The sequence below is a fragment of the Lacinutrix iliipiscaria genome (assembly GCF_042686125.1).
GTDB classification, from domain to species: Bacteria; Bacteroidota; Bacteroidia; order Flavobacteriales; family Flavobacteriaceae; genus Oceanihabitans; species Oceanihabitans iliipiscarium.
Genome location: NZ_JBHUOV010000002.1, coordinates 532,272 through 553,292, shown reverse-complemented (window position 1 = coordinate 553,292; position 21,021 = coordinate 532,272). Strand labels below are relative to the sequence as shown.

Here is a 21,021-nt window from a genome sequence, read left to right as displayed (position 1 = left end):
GGTTTAAAATTTAAAATTATAAGACACTGAAGGCACTATCCCAAAAATAGAAAGTCTTACAGCTTCATTTGTACCAGTATCTCTGTTTTCTCTAAAACTTATTGATGCAGCATTGCGTCTGTTATAAAGATTATAAACTCCAAAAACCCAATAGCTTTGCCAGCCTTTTTTCTTGTCTGGTTTTGGAGTATAATTTGCCGAAACATCTAAGCGATGGTAGGATGGGAGTCTAAATTCATTTCTGTTTGTATAGCTAGGAATAGTCACTCCATTGTATTCATACTGTCCGTTAGGATAGGTTACTGGTTGTCCTGTTTGAAATAAAAAATTAGCATTTAGCTTCCATTTTTTATTGAGTTCATAACTTCCAGTAAAGGAGACATCATGTGTTTTATCGTATGGAGTGTTATACCAATCACCATTATTAATTCCAGTTTCTATAGTGGTTCTTCCTGGAGTTTGTTGTTCAGATTTAGATAAGGTGTATGCGAGCCAACCTTTAAAGCGTCCTTCGTTTTTTCTGAATAATATTTCTAATCCATAGGCTCGAGCTCTTCCATTTAAAATTACTTGTTCAATAGCATCATTAGCAATTAAATCAGCACCATCTATATAATCGATTCTATTTTTGACTTTTTTATAAAAAGTTTCGACTTCTAATGAAAACAGATTATCCTTAAAGTTTCTAAAATAACCCAAAGCGATTTGATCTAGGATCTGCGGTTTGATATACTTTCCGCTAGGTGCCCAAACGTCTAAGGGAGTAGGTGAGCTTGTATTAGATAATAAGTGTAAATATTGACTTAGTCTGTTATAACTACCTTTTATTGACGAATTTTCATTAAGCTGATAAGCTAATGCCAATCTAGGCTCAAAATTCCCAAAGGATTTTATGGTTTGACTTCTACTGTATGATTCGGTATCTATTGGATCTGCTTTTTCATAAATTTGAAGGTCTTGATTAAAAATGACTGGAGTATCATTTTCATATAGATTCAGCTCTTTCTGGCCTAGTCTTAAGAACGAGCTGTAGCGTAAACCATAAGAAGCAGTTAGTTTTTCGGTAAGCTTGTGTTCAACATCTAAATAGATTGCATTTTCGAAAGCATATTTGTCTATTAATTTTTGAAAGTTAATTCCAGAGGTAGAAGTTGAAGGTTCAATTTCACCAGGATTAAATTTGTGGTAAATACTATTTAATCCATATTGTAATTTTATTTTATCGCTTAAGTAATGTTTGAAATCGTATTTTAAATTAAAATTTCTGATACCTGAATTCCAGTTGAATTCTATAAAATCTAAATTTAGTCCATAGTAATAATCAGAATAAATTAAAGAGAGATTTGAAAATAATTGATCAGAAAACAGGTGATTCCATCTAAAATTTAAAACGGAGTTTCCGTATGTGTTTTCAAAACTATCATTAATACTAAAAACATCTCTTCCGAAGTAACCTGATAGATATACATTATTATTTTTATTGATTTTATAGCTTATTTTAGTGTTTAAATCATAAAAATAAGCGACATTATCAATGTCGAATAAAGGCAAAAATAAATGCGCATAAGATGCTCTTCCACCAAGTAAAAAGGACCCTTTTTCTTTTTTTATTGGACCTTCTACCAATAGTCTGCTAGATACAATTCCTACACCACCATTAGCATGAAAGGCATTACTATTACCTTCTTTTTGATAGATGTCTAAAACCGATGATACGCGTCCGCCATATCTTGCAGGTATTCCACCTTTGTATAATTTCAAATCTTTAATTGCATCGGGATTGAATACCGAAAAGAAACCAAAGAGATGCGATGAATTATAAATGGTCGCTTCATCAAGAAGAATTAAATTTTGATCTGCAGCGCCACCACGAACATTAAAGCCAGAGGAACCCTCTCCAGCATTTGTAACTCCAGGTAATAAGGTAATGGCTTTAATAACATCTGCTTCGCCTAAAACAACAGGGATTTGTTTAATCGTATTAGACGATAAAGCATTAACACTCATTTGAGGTTTTTTAATATTTAACCGTTCTATGTTTTCGGTAATGACAACTTCATCTAAGCTTTCGGAAGCTTCAGCTAAGCTGTAGTTTTTTGTAATGTTTTCGGTAAGGGCAATAGTTTCTATAACATCTCCAAAACCTATATAGCTAATAATGATTTTATAGTTTCCTTCAGGAAGTGTTATGGAGTAAAAGCCATATTCATTAGTTGTTGTTCCTGTTTTTAATTCAGGAATAAGAATATTAACACCAATTAAAGTTTCGTTACTTGCTATTTCTGAGACTGTACCGCTTAATGTGAATTTATTTTGAGAATGTATTGAATTAAAACAGAAAACACTTAATATAAAGAGGATTAAATAGTTGGTTTTTTTGTTCACAGTTTTTTTTGCTTTTGATTGGAATGAATTTACTTTTAAACGTCCTAATTTTTGTTTTCTTGTGCAATCATCTTCTTAATTAAAATAATTTGTCCCAAGTGGTAATGCGTATGTTCTATAATACCATGTAGGTTTCTGTAAAAGTTTCCATATTTAGGATGAGTAAAATCTTGGTTGAGTTTCTCTTCTGGTAATTTTTCAATAAGTCGCACAAAATTTTCGCCATCAATCCAAATTTGGTTTAGCATTTCCTTCCAATCTTTTTGGGATTGTATTGTATGATGTTTAAAACTAAACTCGTCCTTAGCTTGAAGTTGTTGACCTTGTAAAACGTTTTGAACAGCTTTCACATAATAATTAATATGGTTGGCTAAAATGGCTATGGTATTAAAATCGTGTACTTGTTTTGTAGCTTCTTTCCAAGTAACATCTTCAAGAGTGCTTTTGAGATTGACAGTAGTCCAATTACCACCAAAATAAACCTCACGAAAATGTTTAGCTGTTAGTTTAGAAATACTCATTAATGTGGTATTGATATTTCATATAAAAGTATAAAAAAAGCTCCACAAAGGGAGCTTTTTTTATAAACTTAATAATTAATTAATTGTACTTAAAATACGATTAAAAGTCTGGCTAGGTCTCATAATCTTACTCGTTAAAGTGTCATTAGGTTCATAATAACCATCTATGTTTACAGGTTTTCCTTGAACCTCATTGAGTTCATTTACGATTACAGACTCATTTTCACTTAATGATTTGAAAATAGGAGTAAAAGTTGCTTTTAAATCGGCATCTTTATTTTGATTAGCTAAAGCTTCAGCCCAATACATTGCGAGATAAAAATGGCTTCCTCTATTGTCTAGCTCTCCAGCTTTACGAGAAGGTCCTTTTTTGTTTTCTAATAGTTTTTCGGTAGCATCATCTAATGTTTCACCTAAAACTATTGCTCTAGTATTGTTATTGGTTTCTCCTAAATGCTCTAAAGACACAGCAAGTGCCAAAAATTCACCTAACGAATCCCAGCGTAAATGGTTTTCTTCTACTAATTGTTGGACATGCTTTGGTGCAGAACCACCAGCACCAGTTTCAAATAACCCTCCACCATTCATAAGTGGTACAATAGAAAGCATTTTTGCAGAAGTTCCTAATTCTAAAATAGGGAAAAGGTCTGTTAAATAGTCACGTAGTACATTTCCTGTAACTGAAATCGTGTTTTTTCCTTCTTTAACACGTTCTAGTGTGAATTTAGTTGCTTCAATAGGCGATAAAATTCTTAGATCTAATCCAGTAGTGTCATGATTTTTTAAATAAAGAGTAACCTTTTTAATCAGTTCAGCATCGTGAGCTCTATTCTTATCTAACCAGAATACTGCAGGTGTTTGAGATGCTCTAGCTCTTGTTACGGCTAACTTTACCCAATCTTGAATAGGTGCGTCTTTAACTTGACACATACGCCAGATATCTCCAGTTTCTACAGCATGTTCTATTAATGTGTTTCCGTTAGCATCTATAACTTTTACTGTTCCATTATTAGCAATTTCGAAAGTTTTATCGTGAGAACCATATTCTTCAGCCTTTTGAGCCATAAGTCCAACATTAGGAACAGTTCCCATAGTTGTAGGATCAAAAGCACCATGCTCTTTACAAAATGCTATGGTGGCTGTATAAATTCCTGCATAACTACTATCAGGAATCACAGCTTTTGTGTCTTGTTGATTGCCTTCAGCATTCCACATTTGACCTGAAGTTCTTATCATTGCAGGCATTGATGCATCAATAATTACATCGCTTGGTACATGAAGGTTAGTTATTCCTTTATCACTATTAACCATCGCGAGGTCTGCATTATTTTTAAATAGTGCTTTTATATCTGCTTCAATATCTTTGCGCTTATCTTCTGATAATTCTTGAAGTTTACTAACAAGATTTCCAAATCCATTGTTTACATCAACGCCTAAGTCATCAAAAGTGCTTCCATATTTTTTAAAAAGATCGGCAAAAAAGACACGTACAGCATGACCAAAAATAATAGGATCACTAACTTTCATCATAGTTGCTTTCATGTGTAATGAAAAAAGCACACCTTGTTTTTTAGCATCGGCAACTTGTTCTTCTAAAAAGCTTAATAAGGCTTTCTTACTCATGACTGTTGCATCAATAATTTCACCTTCAATAAGGGCTAGATTTTCTTTTAAAATAGTATCATTTCCATTTGTGTCAGAGTGGACAATACTAATACTAGTAGCCTGATCTATTGTTACAGATTTTTCATTATGAGCAAAATCACCATGTGTCATGGTCGAAACATGAGTTTTAGAGTCTTTACTCCAAGCACCCATTCTATGTGGATTTTTCTTAGCGTAATTTTTTACAGCTTTAGGAGCACGACGATCAGAGTTACCTTCACGTAGTACAGGGTTTACTGCACTTCCTTTAACTTTATCGTATTTTGATTTTATACTTTTTTCTTCGGCAGTCTCAGGCTCGTCGGGATAATTAGGGAGGTTGTAGCCTTTATTCTGTAATTCTTTTATAGCTGCTTTTAGTTGTGGTACAGAAGCACTAATATTTGGTAATTTAATAATGTTGGCCTCAGGCTTTTTAACTAATTCACCTAATTCTGCTAAGGTGTCATTAACACGTTGGTCTTCTGGTAATATATCAGAAAATACAGCTAAAATTCTTGCTGCTAAAGAAATGTCTCTAGTTTCTACTTTTACTCCTGCAGAGTTTGTGTAAGCTTGTACTATTGGTAAAAAGGAGTGCGTCGCTAAAGCAGGCGCTTCATCTGTTTTTGTGTAAATTATTGTAGAAGGTTTTATCATGTGTTAAGATTTTTCAGAATTATAATTACTTTAATTTAAAGCGTTGCAAATATACAAAAAACAGCTTGTTTTTAGAAGTAAGTTATAAGTAGATGACTAAGAATTATAAAGTCTGCAACAGTGCTTTATATTTCTTGCATAATTATGATTATTCAATACAAATATTGTACATACTTAAAAGGCCAGAAAGATTTTCTGTACTAAATTTCGCCCCTTTTAGTTTGTTGTTTTCTGGATGGATACTAAAATTGGTAGCTGTGGTGAAGTCCGCTTTTTCTAAAGTACTGTATTTAAAAATAGCGTGAGACAAATCGCAATTTTTAAATGTGGCTAAAGTTAAATCTGTTTCAGTAAAATCTGAAGACTGTAGAGCGCAAGAATTAAAAAGGGTGTGTTTAAGATTAAGCGTATTAAACGAAGCAAAGCTTAAATTACAATTGTTAAAATGTAATTCAAGTAAAAAACGGTCACAATTAAAAAAAGGAAAACCGACCATTTTACAATTTGTAAAGGTCACATTTTTTAGTGCAGTGTTTTTTGTTTTTACATTACTTAAGTTGCAATCTTTAAATTCACATTCTAAAAAGGAAAAATTTGCTAGATAGCAATCTGTAAACATACAGTTTATAAACGTGCAGTTGTCATATTCGGCTTTTTGAAAAGTGCTTATTGTAAAATCAATATTTTCAAAAACTTTATCATTAATAAAGGGCAGATTCATTATTCAGATTTATTGTAAAAATATGGAAAGTCTATAAAACATAAAAGCCATATCACTTAGAACTTAATCTATATTGACATGGCTTTCTTTGAACTAGTTTTACATGATCTATTTAACATTTCTGTTAACCTCAGTTTAAAACTCACATTTTAAACCTTTTCAATTCAAGCATCACTATTTCAATAAAACATTTTATGTTGTAACTTTCAAAATGTATTGACCTGTTACTAAAATGTTTCTGTTAATTGCTTTTCTTGATGTCTAAATCATTCATGTTTCACTTGCGTGTTACATGCTTTTTCAAACATTGCTTCCATTCACAGTCTTTACTTTCGTTTAAACTCCTACCAGAAACTTTCAGTTTCACTAGTTACTATCTGCCTAAACATATAGCACTTTTTAAAACGTCATGACTTATTAGCTTTTACATGCATACACATGAGGCTTCAAAATCTCAAAAAACAATTATAATAAAGAACGTTACTTTATAGAATTCAACTTTTCATTCCTTTAAACAGAAAACTCACAGATGTGATGTTTAATTCTTTAGCTAATATAGTGTAAGAACTTAAAAATGCAAATTTTTCAAGCTATTAGATATCAACTACTTATGAACTGTAGTTATTAACTTTTGTTAATAAAAAAAGCCCTGATAATTCAGGGCTTTTCATAATTATTAAACGTTTATTAACGTCTTTTTTCTGTAATTCTAGCTTTCTTACCAGTAAGTCCTCTAAAGTAAAAGATACGTGCACGACGTACTTTACCTCTTTTGTTAACTTCTACCTTTTGTAAAGCAGGTAAGTTTACTGGAAATATACGTTCTACACCAACTGTTCCAGACATTTTTCTAATGGTAAATGTCTCAGATGATCCAGTGCCTCTGCGTTGTAAAACAACACCTCTAAAGAACTGTGTACGTACTTTGTCTCCTTCTCTAATTTCGTAATATACTGTAATCGTGTCTCCAGCGCCAAACTCTGGAAGGTCTTTTCTTGTTACAAACTCGTCTTGTACAAATTTTACTAAAGATTCCATCTTTATATGTTTTAATAGTTATTTCAAGATAACATTCACGATTCTCGCCAGAGGTTAACCCAAAAAGTGGTGCAAAAATAAGTATTAATTACTAATGTGCAATATTTTATTTTATTTTTTTAGTGTTCCCTAAAGGCTAAGCTTTAGGTCAGGCTATTCGCTGTATCTTTTGCTATGCAAAAGGATGCCGCTGCTATCCTTAACACGTTACATAATTATTTTTCCTTAATAGGTATATAAACGTCTTCTTCAGAGTCTGGATGATTGTTCTTGTATTTAGCTCCTAGTACATTAAAATGTGGTCTATGGTCTAATTCGTAATTAGATTCTGGTAGCCATTCAGTAAGAATAGTATTCATAAAACTTCCAAATCCGTTGGCTAACCCTTTATAGTTAAATATGGCATATAAACCTTCATTCAAGTTTAAAGTTTGCATGTTTTCAAGATGGGTTTCAGTAGTAGAGACTTCTAATGCAGCCCATTTTATAAACGAATGGTTCGGATTAAAGTTTTTAAAATAGGAGTGGTCATAAACCATAACTTCAAATATATCTGTACTTACGGTATTTTCTATTTGCTTACTCAAAGGCATAAAACCTGAAAAAAGTTCATGGGTTTTATTATTAACCAATGACATTTCAATAACATGACCGACTAATTGTTTTTGTGGAATTAATTCTATTCTAGGTTGCATAATTAATCGTCTAATAAATCAGGTCTTCTATTTTTAGTGCGTTGATAGGCTTGTTCTTCACGCCATTTTTCAATTTTTGAATGGTTGCCACTAAATAGTAACTCAGGCACTTTCCAACCTTTGTAATCTCTAGGTTTTGTATAAATAGGAGGCGCTAATAAATTATCTTGAAACGAATCGGTTAAGGCAGATGTTTCATTACCAAGCACACCAGGAATCAATCGTATGATAGCATCGCATAGCACAGCAGCTCCTAATTCGCCACCTGAAAGTACATAATCTCCAATGGAAATTTCTCGAGTAATAAAATGATCTCGAACACGTTGATCTACACCTTTATAATGTCCACAAAGGATAATAATGTTGCCTTTTAATGACAATTGATTGGCCATGCTTTGATTTAAGGGTTCGCCATCAGGAGTCATATATATAATTTCATCATAATCACGTTTTGCTTTTAACGCAGAAATGCATTTGTCAATTGGTTCGATCATCATGACCATTCCAGCACCACCACCAAACTGTGTGTCGTCAATAGACTTGTAATTATCGCTAGTATAATCACGTAAATTATGAAAATGAACCTCTACCAAATCTGCTTCAATTGCGCGTTTAAGAATAGAAGCTTCAAAAGGACTTTTTAATAATTCAGGTAAAACGGTTATGATGTCAATGCGCATAATTCCTATTTATAGTTTACAAAGATGCGAAGAATAAGATGAATAATAAAAATTACTTATCTGCACAGGTCCAAAAAAAACTTAAATCAGAATCAGGTTGAAAGCCTAGACGTTGATATAAATGTTGTGCTGGATTATCAAAAGCCGTTTGTATGATTAAACCATTATAGTTTTTTTCAATGCATAAGGCTTTGGCTTTTTCAATTAATGCTGCGCCAATTCCTTTATTCCTGTGTTTAGAGTCTATGTACAAATCATTTAACAAATAAATTGGTTGCATTGCTACCGAAGAAAACAAGCCATATAATTGAGTGAACCCAACAGCAACGTCATTAATATATGCTATATAAATAACGGAGTCTCGGTTTTTTAAACGGGACTGAAGAAATATTTTAGCAGCTTCATAATCGGATTCTTGTTTATAAAAAACGCGATAACCATCGAATAATAGAACAAGAGCTTCTAAATGTGAAATTTCAGCCTTAATAATTTTCATCTTGTATGTTTTTTAAATAGATATAAAAACAAAAAATCTGTAACATGAAATTACAGATTTTTAATTAGTGTTTAGAGCACAATAAATGTGACTAGCTATTAGGTTTTTGTTTATTTAACTCGTCTTGAAGTTGTCGTCTAACTTTTTGTTCGCGTTCTAGAGCGACTTTTCTATGCTCTTCGAATTCTTCTTCAATTTCAGCTAAAGCTCTATTGGCGTCTCTAGTAATACTATTGCTGTTTTTAAATTTATAAATAAAAAGTAATAACAAGGCTAATAAGCCACCAATAATAGACCACATTAAGACATTATAGCCAGATTTACTCATCTGTATTCCAAATAGAGACATGCTGTTTTTTTCAATATTTGTTTGATCTAAAGTGTCTTGTGTATTCGTTAAACTCGCTTTTAAAGATGAAATCTCTTTAGCTTGGCTGTTTACAATAGCTTGAGTTTCTGCTAAGTTTTTATGAATTGTTTTTAAAGAATCAATAGTATGAGCTCTTAAAGTAAGAAACATGCTACGCTTAACAGCTTCGTAGGGCTGACCATTAGTGCCTTTAAAGTTTCCAGATTTCCTTAAAATATATTCGAATTGGTTGTCAATAGTACCACTATTTAAAGACAATTGTTCTTCTTCCGAATCATTTTGGGCTTGTGTTGTAAATGTAAAAAGTGATATAGACAATAATAGCACTATAAATTTCACGTTATTCATTTGGAAAGGGTGTTTGGTTAATTGTTTTACGAAAATAACAAAATATGTTTAGTTTGAAACGTTTTAAATGAAAAGCCTCACAAAAATGTGAGGCTAAATGATATACGTTAATAATAAAAATTTAGATGTTTATTATTAATAATAAGTATGACGTCTAACTTTAGAAATGTATTTAGCTAAACGTATAACTTGATGACTATATCCATATTCATTATCATACCAAATGTATAATAGCGTATTTTTACCATCAGCTCTAACAATAGTCGCTTTACTGTCGTAAATTGATGGCGCAGAACTTCCAACGATATCACTTGATACTAATTCATCACTTAGTTCATATTTTATTTGTTCAACTAAATCCCCTTCTAAGGCATATTTTTTCATGATGGTATTTATACCTTCTACAGAAGTTGGATTTTCTAATTCTAAGTTTAAGATAGCTAATGAACCATTTGGTACAGGAACTCGAATAGCATTCGATGTTAATTTTCCTTCTAAACTTGGCAATGCCTTAGCTACGGCGCTTCCAGCACCTGTTTCAGTAATAACCATGTTTAATGCTGCTGCACGACCACGACGATACTTCTTATGGAAATTATCGACTAAGTTTTGATCATTTGTATATGCATGAATAGTTTCTAAATGTCCAGATTTAACTCCAAAAGAATCTTCCATTGCTTTTAAGATTGGAGTAATGGCATTAGTTGTACAAGACGCTGCAGAAAAAATATCTACTTGATCAGGATGATGATCGTTATGATTAACACCATGAACAATATTTGGCACACCTTTCCCTGGAGCAGTCAGTAATACTTTATCAGCACCTTTTGATTTTAGGTGTCTGCTTAATGCTTCATGGTCTCTAAAAGCACCAGTGTTATCAATCACTAAGGCATTGTTAATACCATATGTAGTATAATCAATATCTTCAGGTGCATTAGCAGAAATAATGTTTACTGTTGTACCATTAATGATTAACGCGTTATTTTCAGCATCAATAGCAACGGTTCCTAAAAAATCACCATGAACAGAATCATTACGTAATAAAGAGGCTCTTTTTTCTAAAACAGTAGCATCGATTGCGCCACGAGTTACGATGGCTCTTAAACGCAACTGATTTCCTTTTCCAGCTTTAGTCATTAACTCACGAGCAACTAAACGACCAATTCTTCCAAAGCCATAAAGCACGACATCTTTAGGTTGAATGGAGTTGTTCTTGCTGGCATCTTTAAGTTTATCAGCAACAAATGCTGTAGCATTATTGTATTGCTTATCTTCTAAATGATATTCATAAGTTAATTTTCCAATATCTAGTTTAGCAGGAGGAAGGTCTAGCGTGTTTATAGCTTGCGCAATTTCTACTGAGTCAAAAATTGAGATTGGTTTTTGTACAAATTCGCAGGCATATTCATGTAAATTTAAAATTTCGCTTACGTTTCTATCAATAAGTTGGTTTCTGAAAATCACCAGTTCAATAGATTTGTCATACCAAAGGTCGCTAACAATTTTGATGAATTCAACAGTAGCTCTACGTCTATCTGCTTGAAAAGCTAATTCGCTTTCATAAGTTTCGTTAATAGGCATTGTTATAATGTTTTGTGTGTTGTTAATTATTTTCAACTCAGTTAATTGTTAAGTTGAATTTGGATGCAAAAGTAACATATTTCAAACGTTTTCGTGATTAATTTTTTAAAAAAAATAAAGACGCTCTAGACTGTTCTAGAGCGTCTTAAAAAAATATTTTTAAAACGGCTTATCTAAAGTTATAACGCTCTGTTTCTCCTTTAGAGTTTATAAGTTCTATACGTAATAATTCATTAGGTTGCCTATTCGTTAATACATTTTGAACGTCGTCTATGTTATAGACTTTTTTGTTGTTTATTGCAGTAATAATATCACCTTCTTGTACACCATTACTCATCCAATATCTTAAATATTCTTTGTTAGAGGTTAATCGTGCTATTTTTACGCCATTTTTTGTCTTGTATTGTCTTAAGTCTTTATCTTTAGCATTCTTGATGATACCAATAATAGGGACTGTTAAGGTTTCGTTTTTAAATAACGTAACTGGGATTTCTTTTTTCACTCCATTTCTTAATACAGTAACGTTAATCACATCATTCGGGCTTTTAGAATTTAAGAAGCCACGTAAATCTGAGAACTTACTAATCTTAACATGATCTAATTTCTGAATAATATCGCCACTTTTTAACCCAGCGATATCAGCACCAGAATCTTCTTCAACTTCATCAATATAGAACCCTTCTGTTGTGTTAAGTCCAAATTTTTCAGCATACCCTGAGCTCACAGAACCACCTCTAACACCGAGTATTCCATTTTGTACGTTACCAAATTCCATGATATCCTGAACTACTTTTTTAGCAATATTACTAGGTACCGCAAATGAATAACCAATATAAGATCCGGTTTGAGAAGAGATTGCAGTATTTATTCCAACCAAATCACCATTAGTATTTACTAAAGCACCTCCAGAGTTTCCTGGATTTACAGCAGCGTCGGTTTGAATAAATGATTGGTTGTTAAAGCCAGATAAGTCTCTCGATTTTGCACTAATAATTCCTGCAGTAACAGTTGAGGTTAAATTAAAAGGGTTGCCAACAGCTAAAACCCATTCACCAATTTTTGCTTGATCGCTATCACTAAAAGCGGTAAATGGTAAGTCTTCATCAGCTTCAATTTTAATTAATGCAATATCAGTTTTATCGTCAGAACCTATAATTTTAGCCTCATAAGTTTTATTGTTGTTTAGTGTAACAGATAAGGCTCTTGAACCATCAATAACATGGTTATTTGTAATAATATAGCCATCTGGAGAAATAATAACGCCAGATCCAGAACCAATTTGGGCACGTTGTGGTTGTCTTCCAAAGAATAAATCTTCAAAAGTCATAGCGCCTGAATTTATAGTTGTATTTTTCACATGAACTACAGTGTGAACGGTTTTCTCTGCAGCAATAGTAAAATCCACTTTAGGCAAAGCCTTTGCAGCTCCAGGATAATTTACTGGAACCATAAAAGGATGTTCTTGGCTTTCTTGTTGTGTAATCGTTTTGTCTTGTTCAATAAAAGTTTTGTATGCACCAAGAGTTAAAGCTCCTCCTAATGCTGAAACAAATAATAGGGATAAAATCTTCTTCATAATATTTCTGTTTAGTAAAAAAGTTTAACGATTAAAATTAATTATTTGTTGCTTTTGAAAATGAACTTTAACGATGATTTAACATCATAAATTACAGTTTAATATTACTATATTTGTTGTTCGATAAAAGCTCTATGTCAAACACTTTTTATAAATATCAAGGTACTGGTAACGATTTTGTAATGATTGATAATCGTTTAGGATTCTTTAATAAAAGTGATGTAAAACGCATTTCTTTTTTGTGTGATAGACGTCTTGGGATTGGTGCCGATGGTTTGATATTGCTAGAAAATCATGATACAGCTGATTTCAAAATGGTCTATTTTAATGCAGATGGAAATGAAAGTTCAATGTGTGGCAATGGTGGACGATGCATTACCGCATTCGCCAAATATTTGGGCATTATAAAGGATAAAGCGATTTTTGAAGCTATTGATGGTTTACACAAAGCTATTATTGAAGATGACATTATTAAGTTGCACATGCAAAATGTAGATGTAGTTGAAAAGTATTCTACGCATGTTTTTCTTAATACAGGTTCGCCACATCATGTACAACTTGAATCACATTTAAAAGATTTAGACATTAAAACGGAAGGGTCTAAAATTCGTTTCGGAGCACCTTATAACAAAGCTGGAACAAATGTTAATTTTGTATCCAAACAATCTGATGACATATTTGCTGTAAGAACTTATGAAAGAGGCGTTGAAGATGAAACCTTATCCTGCGGAACAGGTGTTACTGCTGTAGCCTTGGCGATGCATTATATTGGAGAAACAGAAAAAAACCTCATTAGTCTTGAAACTCCTGGAGGACTACTTAAGGTATCATTTCATAAAAATGAAGAAGGTTATGAAAATATTTGGCTTATTGGTCCAGCAGTACAAGTATTTAAAGGCACATTGTCATGATTACATTAAAAGGCGAATATATTTATTTACGTGCGTTAGAGCCTGAAGACTTAGACTTTATCCATACTATTGAAAATGATGAAAGCCTTTGGGAAGTCAGTAATACACAAACGCCATATTCTAAATATTTAATTAAACAGTATTTAGATCATGCGCATAAAGACATATATGAAGTCAAACAATTAAGACTCGTAATTTCCAATTATGATGATGAAGCTCTTGGCCTGATAGATATTTTTGATTTCGATTTCAAGAACCGAAGAGCAGGAATAGGCATTTTGATCAAAGAAAACGAAAACAGACAAAAGGGTTATGGCGCAGCAGCTTTAAAACTGTTAGTCGATTATTGTTTTACTCACTTAGATTTGCATCAGTTATATTGTAATATTTCTGAGGACAATGCACTAAGTGTTAAGCTCTTTACTAATCAAGGTTTTGAAAAAATTGGATTGAAAAAAGACTGGAATATTATTAACGGAAAATTTAAAAACGAATATATTTTTCAACTCATTAATAAATAAATGTACTTTAAAAAAATACTTCTCGCAGTAGCTATAATTGGCTTAATCATCGCAGCATTTTTTGCGAATTTTGTCTATAAAGCCATGTTTAAACCTAATACCGCTTTTAATAATGAAGAAGCTTACGTTTATATTCCTAACCATGCTAATTATAATGAGGTTAGAACACAACTAATTCCGCTTTTACAAGACATGGATGCTTTTGATGCTTTAGCTCAAAGAAAGAAGTATAGTACCAATATAAAAGCTGGAAAATATGTCATAAAAAAGGGCATGAGTAATAACGAAATTATTAACTCTATTCGAAGCCAGAATTTACCTATAAAAATAGCATTTAATAATCAGGAAAATCTTGAAAAATTGGCTGGTCGTATTGCGACACAAATTGATGCTGATAGTATAAGTTTATTGCAATCTATGAAGGATAAGACCTTTTTAGAGGAAAGTGGATTTTCTGATCAAACAGCTTTAGGAATGTATATTCCTAACAGTTATGAGTTTTTCTGGAATACTTCAGCAGAAGCCTTTAGAGCGCGCATGTTAAAAGAGTATAAGCGCTTCTGGAATGCTGAACGTGTTTCAAAGGCTAAAGCTTTAAATTTTAGTAAAGACGAAGTTATGACTTTAGCATCCATAGTTCATGAAGAATCTAAACAAGCTAGTGAACAACCTCGAATTGCTGGCGTTTATTTAAATAGAATTAGAATAGGAATGCCTTTACAGGCAGATCCAACATTAAAATTTGCAGCTTATCAATTGCCTAAATACAAAAACACAGTTATTAAACGCGTTTTAAATGTTCATAAAGAAATTGTCTCTCCTTATAATACTTATAAAAATTTAGGATTGCCTCCTGGTCTTATTGCCATGCCTGATATCTCAGCAATTGATGCCGTTTTAAATGCTGAAAAACATAATTACTTATACTTTTGCGCTGATGCCAAAAAAATGGGCTATCATAAGTTTGCTAAAACCTTAGCTCAACATAATGTAAATGCTAGAGAATATCAGCGATATTTGTCTTCACAAGGTATAAACAGATAATTTTGAAGAGCCTTTTATATATACTTGCTATTTGTTGTTTAGCTACAAGTGCGTATTCTCAATCTAAAGTTAATACCTTCCTTACACCTAGTGATACATTAAATAAACCAAGACGAAATGCTTTAGTTATCTCGGAAGTATCAATCATTGGTTTGTCTTTAGTTGGATTAGATCAATTATGGTATGCCGATTACGAGCGCTCTAAACTTCACACGCTTAATGATAATAATGAATGGTTACAAATGGATAAGCTAGGCCATGCATTTACATCATATCAAATGGGTCGTTTAGGTGCAAATCTATTAGAGTGGACAGGTGTTAGTGAAAATCATCAGCTTATTTATGGAGCGACTTTAGGTTTTGGTTTTTTGACAGTAGTTGAAGTTTTTGATGGGTTTTCTGAAGAATGGGGCTTTTCTTGGGGCGATATGATTTCCAATGCTGCTGGAACAGGATTGTATGTTGGACAAGAGTTATTATGGAAAGAACAGCGAATTGCCTTAAAGTATTCATTTCATCAAACTCAATTTGCTGCTCAGCGTCCAGATAAATTAGGAAACGGACTTTTAGAAGAAATGCTTAAAGATTATAACGGACAAACCTATTGGTTAAGTGCAAACGTTAGCTCTTTTTTTAAAAATGAAAAGATACCTAAGTGGATCAATGTTGCATTTGGTTATGGGGCAGAAGGTATGTTAACTGGAACGAATGAATCTATAGATGGTATGTTTGTTAATCAAGACCGTAAACGACAGTTTTATTTAAGTCTTGATGTAGATTTAACCCGAATTAAGACTCAGTCTCACCTCTTAAAGACTGTTTTTGGGGTTCTAAATGTGATAAAATTACCCTTTCCAACAGTGGAGTTCAACGATAAAAATGACATAAAATTTCACGCTATATACTTTTAAATGCACTTAAGCGACTAATTTTTGACTCAAAAGCATTAACATTTAATATTGAAGTCTTAACCTACTAAATTGTTGATTTTCAGGATTCAAATAAAATATGTATATTTGCACGCCGAAAAAATCGAATGATTTATTTATTAATTATTAACTAATAAATTATGTTATGATAAAAAATATAGGAAAGTTCGCTCTATTACTATTGATCTGCACATTATTGAAGTTTTCGGTTTCTTCGAAAAAGTTTGCTAATGTTATAAACTCTGAAGAAAATTCAAACACTTCAATTAGTATTTCACAACAATATTTTGCCTTTAACACTAAACCGTTAGATTTTAATCCAAATTTAGGAAAGTCTTTTGTTGGTTTTAAAGAAGCATTAGCTTTTAAAGAGTCTAGAGGTGATTACTTTGTCGTGAATAAATTCGGTTATTTAGGAAAATACCAATTTGGTAAAGAAACTTTAAAAATGATTGGTATTTATAATCCTAATCAATTTTTACAAGATCCTGAGTTACAAGAGAAAGCTTTTATTGCTAATGCTCAACGTAACAAATGGATTTTACGTCGAGATATTAAACGCTTTAATGGAATGACTATTAATGGTGTTCTTGTTACAGAGTCTGGTATTTTAGCAGCTGCTCATTTAGCTGGTCCTGGAAGTGTAAAAAAATATTTGAGAAGTTACGGAGAAACTGGTTTTAAAGATGCTTTTGGTACTTCTATACAACATTATATGAAAAAGTTTTCTGGTTATGATACATCATCAGTAAAACCTAATCAAAAAGCCAAAGCGACTACAGTATAGTTTTTAGCTTTTATGAATTATAAAAATGGTTGGTCTTTTATGAAGGTCAACCATATTTTTTTTCCAATCACTTATGGTTTTGGTTTTAATAAATTCAGTTGGTAATGTGATATCACAAGCGATACATAAGTGTGTATTGTTTCCTAAAGACTGACAGATGTCTTCTAGCATTTTATTATTACGATACGGAGTTTCAATAAAAATTTGTGATTGATTTTTTTCAAATGATATTCGCTCTAAGCGCTTTAGTTCTTGTTTTTTTTCATTTTTATCAATAGGAAGATAACCATTAAAAGTAAAACTTTGTCCATTCATTCCAGAACTCATGATGGCTAATAGAATAGAAGAAGGGCCTACTAAAGGTACCACTTGTATGTTTTTATCGTGAGCTATTTTAACAACATCTGCTCCTGGGTCTGCGACACCAGGACAACCAGCTTCAGAAAGTAAGCCTATATTTTTTCCTTGAAAGCAAGGTTCTAAAAAAAAGGGAAGCTCATGAGTATCAGTAAACTTATTTAAATGAAATATAGTGAGTGCTGATTGCTGTTTTTTTGGTTGAATACTTTTTATAAAGCGTCTTGCTGTTTTTTCGTTCTCTACAATAAAAACATCAACATGTTCAATAACTTTTTTTATTGAAATAGGTAAAACTTCTAAAGGTGCATTATCTCCTAATGTTGTAGGGATTAAGTATAATTTACCAATATTCTTGTTCATTAATTTTTGATGAGTTTAGTTGTTTGTTTTCTTCCATCTGTAGTAGTGACTTCAACTAAATAAAATCCAGATAACATCGATTTGGTTGAAATGCTTGTCATGTTTTCAGTTGGATTGTTAATAGAGGATATACGCTTTCCATGGAGGTCAAAAACATGAATCGTTTTGATGTTTATTGAAGCAATAGAATTGTCAATAATCAAAACATCATTAACAGGGTTTGGATATATTTTAATATCTGAAAGTGATGCTTCTGAAACACTTAATTCTGCATCTATAATTTTGTAAATATCTCCAGAACTTAATCCAGCTATATATATTTCACCATTAATATCTTCACCAAAACCTGACCAATTGTTACCTGTATATTGTTCAGTAAATGACATGTTCCAATTGGTACCATCAAATTCTAAGATGCCAATTTCGCTACTACAATAATCAGCAAAAAAGTATAAGCCACTCAGTGTAGGTTGTGCAGTACCTCTATATCTATAACCGCCAGTGATAGAGCATTTTGATGGACCACTACTTGAGTGCGTATATTCTGCTACTGGGAATTGTAGAGTAGAAGGATCAGGACAGTCCGATAAGTTGTAACTCGAATTACCTTCGTAACAACGCCACCCATAGTTTATTGCTGGACTAGTTCCAGACACCATGTTAATTTCTTCAATTTCATTTTGACCAACATCAGCAATCCAAACTTCACCAGTATCTCTGTCAAAAGAAAAACGCCATGGATTTCTTAATCCGTAAGACCAAATTTCCTGAACAAGTGATGTGCTTCCAAATAATGGGTTGTCGGCAGGAATCGCATAATTATTGCCATCGCTAGTATTATCAACATCTATTCTTAATAATTTGCCTAAAGGAGTACTTAAATCTTGAGCTCGGTCTCCAGGATCTCCGCCAGAACCACCATCACCTGTAGCAATATACAAATAGCCATCATTTGGGCCAAAGGCCAAATCTCCACCATTATGATTTCCAAAGGGTTGGTCAATAGTCATTAGTATTAATTCTGAACTTGGATCTGCTGTGTCTGAAGTTGGTGAGTTGGCAGTAAATCGAGAGACTACAGTATCTCCAGAATTATTAGTGTAGTTTACATAAAAATAACTGTTAGCACTATAGTTTGGGTGAAAAGCCAATCCAAGTAAACCGCTTTCTCCACCACCAATAGTTAATGGATCAATATCTAAAAAAGGAGTTGCATTCAGGTTGCCATTTTCATCAAGTATTTGAATAGTGCCTCGTCTTTCAACTACAAACAGTCTGTCGTCTCCAGCATGTTTAATGCTAACAGGGTTGCTTAAACCAGTAGCAAAAGCTTCAATTTCTATATCCTGAGCATAGATTTGAATAGCTATTAAAGCTATAATAAGTGTAATTGAATTCTTCATTATTATGTGTTTTAGGAAGTCATGATTTTTTTAAAATTACAAAAAAAACATGGAATGGGTTGGTGTTGAGTGTTTTTACCCAAGCGTAACTTTCTCTTTTATAACGTCTGTTGCTTCATCAAGCATTTTAAATACGTTCTCAAACCCTTGATTACTATCGTGATATGGGTCAGGGACGTCGTAATTTTGATTAGGATAAACTTCGTTTAAAATAAGCTTAACTTTAGCAATATCATTTTCGTTTCGAGCTAATTTAACAACGTTCTTAAAATTAGAGTTGTCCATCACATAAATTAAATCAAAAGCATCAAAGTCATTTACTGAAAATTGCCTACCACGTTGATTGGTGATGTCAATACCATATTTTGAAGCAACAGCAATAGAGCGTTTGTCGGGCAAATCGCCAACATGATAATTGCCTGTGCCAGCAGAGTCAATTATAAATTGATCATTTGAAAGCTTTGAACGTAAAATACCTTCTGCTAAAGGAGAGCGACAGATATTTCCTAAGCAAACCATGAGAATTTTAGTCATTTGTAAAAGGAAGTTATACCGAAAGCTTTTTAGTTAAATCTTCGACGTATTTTCTAAACTGCTTATCTGTAGACGATAAGTTGTCAACAGTTTTACAAGCATGAAGAACCGTAGCATGGTCACGCTTACCAATTTGAGAACCAATACTCGCTAAAGAAGCTTTAGTGAATTTTTTAGCAAAAAACATCGCTAATTGTCTTGCTTGAACAATGTGACGCTTTCTTGTTTTAGATTGAAGAGTATCCACATCCATTTGAAAATAATCAGAAACTATTTTTTGAATGTAATCTATAGACACTTCGCGTTTAGTGTTTTTCACAAATTTCTCTACAACTTGCTTAGCTAGCTCAATTGTGACTTCTTTTTTGTTAAAAGAGGATTGTGCAATTAATGATATGATTGCACCTTCAAGTTCACGAATATTCGTCTTTATATGTTTTGCAACATATTCAATGATGTCATTTGGTAATTCAACACCATCACGATACAATTTATTTTTAAGAATTGAAACGCGTGTTTCAAAATCTGGACTTTGTAATTCAGCAGAAAGCCCCCATTTAAATCTTGACAATAGACGTTGCTCGATATCTTGCATGTCTACAGGTGCTTTGTCACTCGTTAAGATGACTTGCTTTCCGTTTTGGTGTAAGTGGTTGAAAATATGGAAGAAAACATCTTGTGTTCCTGTTTTTCCAGATAAGAATTGCACATCATCAATAATTAAGATGTCAATAATTTGATAAAAATGAATAAAGTCGTTTCTATTATTCTTTTTTACAGAATCTATATATTGTTGAGTGAATTTTTCAGCAGAAATATAAAGAACCGTTTTTTCTGGGTATTTATCTTTTATATCAACACCAATTGCATGTGCTAAGTGTGTTTTTCCTAAACCAACACCTCCAAAAATTAATAAAGGATTGAATGATGTGCCACCAGGTTTGCTCGCCACTGCTAATCCAGCACTTCTGGCTAAACGATTTGAATCGCCTTCCAAAAAGTTTTCAAAACTGTAATTAGGATTGAGCTGAGATTCAATTTTTACATTTCTAATTCCAGGAATAATAAAAGGATTTCTTAACTCAGGATTTTTATTATTTAAAGGAATATCAACTTCCTGCGATTTAACAGCAGATCTATTTGAGCTAGGAATTTTCTCTGTAAACGGTTGTTTGTTTCCGTAAGTGTTTTCCATTTTAATAATGTAAACAAGCTTAGCGGTTTCACCTAACTCTTTGGTTAGAGCTACTTTTAAAATTTTCACATAATGCTCTTCAAGCCATTCGTAAAAGAATTTACTTGGAACTTGAATACTTAATGCGTTTTCAGCAAGTTTTACTGCAATGATTGGCTCAAACCATGTTTTATATGCTTGCGGTTGAATATTATCTTTTATAAAATCAAGACAATTATTCCAAACCGATTGCGCAGTAACACTCATTCTTTTAGGGTGA

The 21,021-nt window shown here is 32.5% G+C and carries 20 protein-coding genes; 5 read left to right on the top strand and 15 right to left on the bottom strand.

Annotated features, from left to right (window positions below; genetic code table 11):
* Nucleotides 1-3 precede the first annotated feature (3 nt).
* From ACFS5M_RS09605 to ACFS5M_RS09555, 11 genes are all read right to left on the bottom strand, one after another.
* A complete protein-coding gene (locus ACFS5M_RS09605; protein WP_183488237.1) occupies nt 4-2,385 on the bottom strand; it encodes a TonB-dependent receptor in 2,382 nt (793 codons plus the stop codon).
* A gap of 44 nt (nt 2,386-2,429) precedes the next feature.
* Nucleotides 2,430-2,906 carry a DinB family protein gene (locus ACFS5M_RS09600; RefSeq protein WP_183488236.1) on the bottom strand — a complete coding sequence of 159 codons (477 nt, stop codon included), beginning with the start codon at nt 2,904-2,906 and terminating at the stop codon, nt 2,430-2,432.
* Nucleotides 2,907-2,981: 75 nt separating this feature from the next.
* The gene (locus tag ACFS5M_RS09595) at nt 2,982-5,210 is read right to left on the bottom strand and encodes an NADP-dependent isocitrate dehydrogenase (protein WP_183488235.1); all 2,229 of its coding nucleotides are present in this window, start codon (nt 5,208-5,210) and stop codon (nt 2,982-2,984) included.
* A 148-nt stretch (nt 5,211-5,358) separates the two neighbouring features.
* Nucleotides 5,359-5,931: a pentapeptide repeat-containing protein gene (locus ACFS5M_RS09590; protein ID WP_183488234.1), complete on the bottom strand. Its 573-nt coding sequence runs from the start codon at nt 5,929-5,931 to the stop codon at nt 5,359-5,361.
* Between the two features lie 687 nt (nt 5,932-6,618).
* Nucleotides 6,619-6,969, bottom strand: a complete 351-nt coding sequence (gene rplS, locus ACFS5M_RS09585) for a 50S ribosomal protein L19 (RefSeq protein WP_183488233.1) — start codon at nt 6,967-6,969, stop codon at nt 6,619-6,621.
* A gap of 215 nt (nt 6,970-7,184) precedes the next feature.
* Nucleotides 7,185-7,664 (bottom strand): GyrI-like domain-containing protein, encoded by a 480-nt coding sequence (locus tag ACFS5M_RS09580; RefSeq protein WP_183488231.1) that lies wholly within the window; start codon nt 7,662-7,664, stop codon nt 7,185-7,187.
* A 2-nt stretch (nt 7,665-7,666) separates the two neighbouring features.
* On the bottom strand, nt 7,667-8,344 hold the full coding sequence (gene trmD / locus ACFS5M_RS09575; protein ID WP_183488229.1) for a tRNA (guanosine(37)-N1)-methyltransferase TrmD: 678 nt from the start codon (nt 8,342-8,344) through the stop codon (nt 7,667-7,669).
* Nucleotides 8,345-8,396: 52 nt separating this feature from the next.
* Nucleotides 8,397-8,840: a GNAT family N-acetyltransferase gene (locus ACFS5M_RS09570; RefSeq protein WP_183488227.1), complete on the bottom strand. Its 444-nt coding sequence runs from the start codon at nt 8,838-8,840 to the stop codon at nt 8,397-8,399.
* 91 nt (nt 8,841-8,931) lie between these two features.
* Nucleotides 8,932-9,558, bottom strand: a complete 627-nt coding sequence (locus ACFS5M_RS09565; RefSeq protein ID WP_183488225.1) for a tRNA (guanine-N1)-methyltransferase — start codon at nt 9,556-9,558, stop codon at nt 8,932-8,934.
* Between the two features lie 135 nt (nt 9,559-9,693).
* Complete coding sequence (locus tag ACFS5M_RS09560) at nt 9,694-11,142, bottom strand: glyceraldehyde-3-phosphate dehydrogenase (RefSeq protein ID WP_183488223.1); 1,449 nt, start codon at nt 11,140-11,142, stop codon at nt 9,694-9,696.
* A 169-nt stretch (nt 11,143-11,311) separates the two neighbouring features.
* A complete protein-coding gene (locus tag ACFS5M_RS09555) occupies nt 11,312-12,718 on the bottom strand; it encodes a trypsin-like peptidase domain-containing protein (RefSeq protein WP_183488221.1) in 1,407 nt (468 codons plus the stop codon).
* Nucleotides 12,719-12,852: 134 nt separating this feature from the next.
* Between ACFS5M_RS09555 and dapF the strand changes: the two genes are divergently transcribed.
* From dapF to ACFS5M_RS09530, 5 genes are all read left to right on the top strand, one after another.
* Nucleotides 12,853-13,629 carry a diaminopimelate epimerase gene (gene dapF / locus ACFS5M_RS09550; protein WP_183488218.1) on the top strand — a complete coding sequence of 259 codons (777 nt, stop codon included), beginning with the start codon at nt 12,853-12,855 and terminating at the stop codon, nt 13,627-13,629.
* Nucleotides 13,626-14,150, top strand: a complete 525-nt coding sequence (locus ACFS5M_RS09545; RefSeq protein WP_183488216.1) for a GNAT family N-acetyltransferase — start codon at nt 13,626-13,628, stop codon at nt 14,148-14,150. Before dapF ends, ACFS5M_RS09545 begins: the two co-directional genes overlap by 4 nt.
* Nucleotides 14,151-15,194 carry an endolytic transglycosylase MltG gene (mltG, locus tag ACFS5M_RS09540; RefSeq protein ID WP_183488214.1) on the top strand — a complete coding sequence of 348 codons (1,044 nt, stop codon included), beginning with the start codon at nt 14,151-14,153 and terminating at the stop codon, nt 15,192-15,194.
* A 2-nt stretch (nt 15,195-15,196) separates the two neighbouring features.
* The gene (locus ACFS5M_RS09535; RefSeq protein ID WP_221267576.1) at nt 15,197-16,105 is read left to right on the top strand and encodes a DUF2279 domain-containing protein; all 909 of its coding nucleotides are present in this window, start codon (nt 15,197-15,199) and stop codon (nt 16,103-16,105) included.
* A gap of 163 nt (nt 16,106-16,268) precedes the next feature.
* Nucleotides 16,269-16,910: a peptidoglycan-binding protein LysM gene (locus ACFS5M_RS09530; RefSeq protein ID WP_183488212.1), complete on the top strand. Its 642-nt coding sequence runs from the start codon at nt 16,269-16,271 to the stop codon at nt 16,908-16,910.
* A 3-nt stretch (nt 16,911-16,913) separates the two neighbouring features.
* Here ACFS5M_RS09530 and ACFS5M_RS09525 read toward each other — a convergent pair whose 3' ends face one another.
* From ACFS5M_RS09525 to dnaA, 4 genes are all read right to left on the bottom strand, one after another.
* Nucleotides 16,914-17,630 carry an SAM-dependent methyltransferase gene (locus tag ACFS5M_RS09525; RefSeq protein ID WP_183488210.1) on the bottom strand — a complete coding sequence of 239 codons (717 nt, stop codon included), beginning with the start codon at nt 17,628-17,630 and terminating at the stop codon, nt 16,914-16,916.
* Nucleotides 17,630-19,033 (bottom strand): PQQ-dependent sugar dehydrogenase, encoded by a 1,404-nt coding sequence (locus ACFS5M_RS09520; RefSeq protein WP_183488208.1) that lies wholly within the window; start codon nt 19,031-19,033, stop codon nt 17,630-17,632. The genes ACFS5M_RS09525 and ACFS5M_RS09520 overlap by 1 nt, the downstream gene beginning before the upstream one ends.
* A 75-nt stretch (nt 19,034-19,108) precedes the next feature.
* Nucleotides 19,109-19,567, bottom strand: coding sequence for a low molecular weight protein-tyrosine-phosphatase (locus tag ACFS5M_RS09515; RefSeq protein WP_379898655.1), 459 nt, complete (start codon nt 19,565-19,567; stop codon nt 19,109-19,111).
* 13 nt (nt 19,568-19,580) lie between these two features.
* Nucleotides 19,581-21,008: a chromosomal replication initiator protein DnaA gene (gene dnaA, locus ACFS5M_RS09510; RefSeq protein WP_183488206.1), complete on the bottom strand. Its 1,428-nt coding sequence runs from the start codon at nt 21,006-21,008 to the stop codon at nt 19,581-19,583.
* Nucleotides 21,009-21,021 lie beyond the last annotated feature (13 nt).

Bases quoted from the DNA above. Each gene is read 5' to 3' on its own strand.
- ACFS5M_RS09600 (WP_183488236.1), bottom strand. From the start codon at position 2,906: ATGAGTATTTCTAAACTAACAGCTAAACATTTTCGTGAGGTTTATTTT.
- ACFS5M_RS09595 (WP_183488235.1), bottom strand. From the start codon at position 5,210: ATGATAAAACCTTCTACAATAATTTACACAAAAACAGATGAAGCGCCT.
- ACFS5M_RS09590 (WP_183488234.1), bottom strand. From the start codon at position 5,931: ATGAATCTGCCCTTTATTAATGATAAAGTTTTTGAAAATATTGATTTT.
- rplS (WP_183488233.1), bottom strand. From the start codon at position 6,969: ATGGAATCTTTAGTAAAATTTGTACAAGACGAGTTTGTAACAAGAAAA.
- ACFS5M_RS09580 (WP_183488231.1), bottom strand. From the start codon at position 7,664: ATGCAACCTAGAATAGAATTAATTCCACAAAAACAATTAGTCGGTCAT.
- trmD (WP_183488229.1), bottom strand. From the start codon at position 8,344: ATGCGCATTGACATCATAACCGTTTTACCTGAATTATTAAAAAGTCCT.
- ACFS5M_RS09570 (WP_183488227.1), bottom strand. From the start codon at position 8,840: ATGAAAATTATTAAGGCTGAAATTTCACATTTAGAAGCTCTTGTTCTA.
- ACFS5M_RS09565 (WP_183488225.1), bottom strand. From the start codon at position 9,558: ATGAATAACGTGAAATTTATAGTGCTATTATTGTCTATATCACTTTTT.
- ACFS5M_RS09560 (WP_183488223.1), bottom strand. From the start codon at position 11,142: ATGCCTATTAACGAAACTTATGAAAGCGAATTAGCTTTTCAAGCAGAT.
- ACFS5M_RS09555 (WP_183488221.1), bottom strand. From the start codon at position 12,718: ATGAAGAAGATTTTATCCCTATTATTTGTTTCAGCATTAGGAGGAGCT.
- dapF (WP_183488218.1), top strand. From the start codon at position 12,853: ATGTCAAACACTTTTTATAAATATCAAGGTACTGGTAACGATTTTGTA.
- ACFS5M_RS09545 (WP_183488216.1), top strand. From the start codon at position 13,626: ATGATTACATTAAAAGGCGAATATATTTATTTACGTGCGTTAGAGCCT.
- mltG (WP_183488214.1), top strand. From the start codon at position 14,151: ATGTACTTTAAAAAAATACTTCTCGCAGTAGCTATAATTGGCTTAATC.
- ACFS5M_RS09530 (WP_183488212.1), top strand. From the start codon at position 16,269: ATGATAAAAAATATAGGAAAGTTCGCTCTATTACTATTGATCTGCACA.
- ACFS5M_RS09525 (WP_183488210.1), bottom strand. From the start codon at position 17,630: ATGAACAAGAATATTGGTAAATTATACTTAATCCCTACAACATTAGGA.
- ACFS5M_RS09520 (WP_183488208.1), bottom strand. From the start codon at position 19,033: ATGAAGAATTCAATTACACTTATTATAGCTTTAATAGCTATTCAAATC.
- ACFS5M_RS09515 (WP_379898655.1), bottom strand. From the start codon at position 19,567: ATGACTAAAATTCTCATGGTTTGCTTAGGAAATATCTGTCGCTCTCCT.
- dnaA (WP_183488206.1), bottom strand. From the start codon at position 21,008: ATGAGTGTTACTGCGCAATCGGTTTGGAATAATTGTCTTGATTTTATA.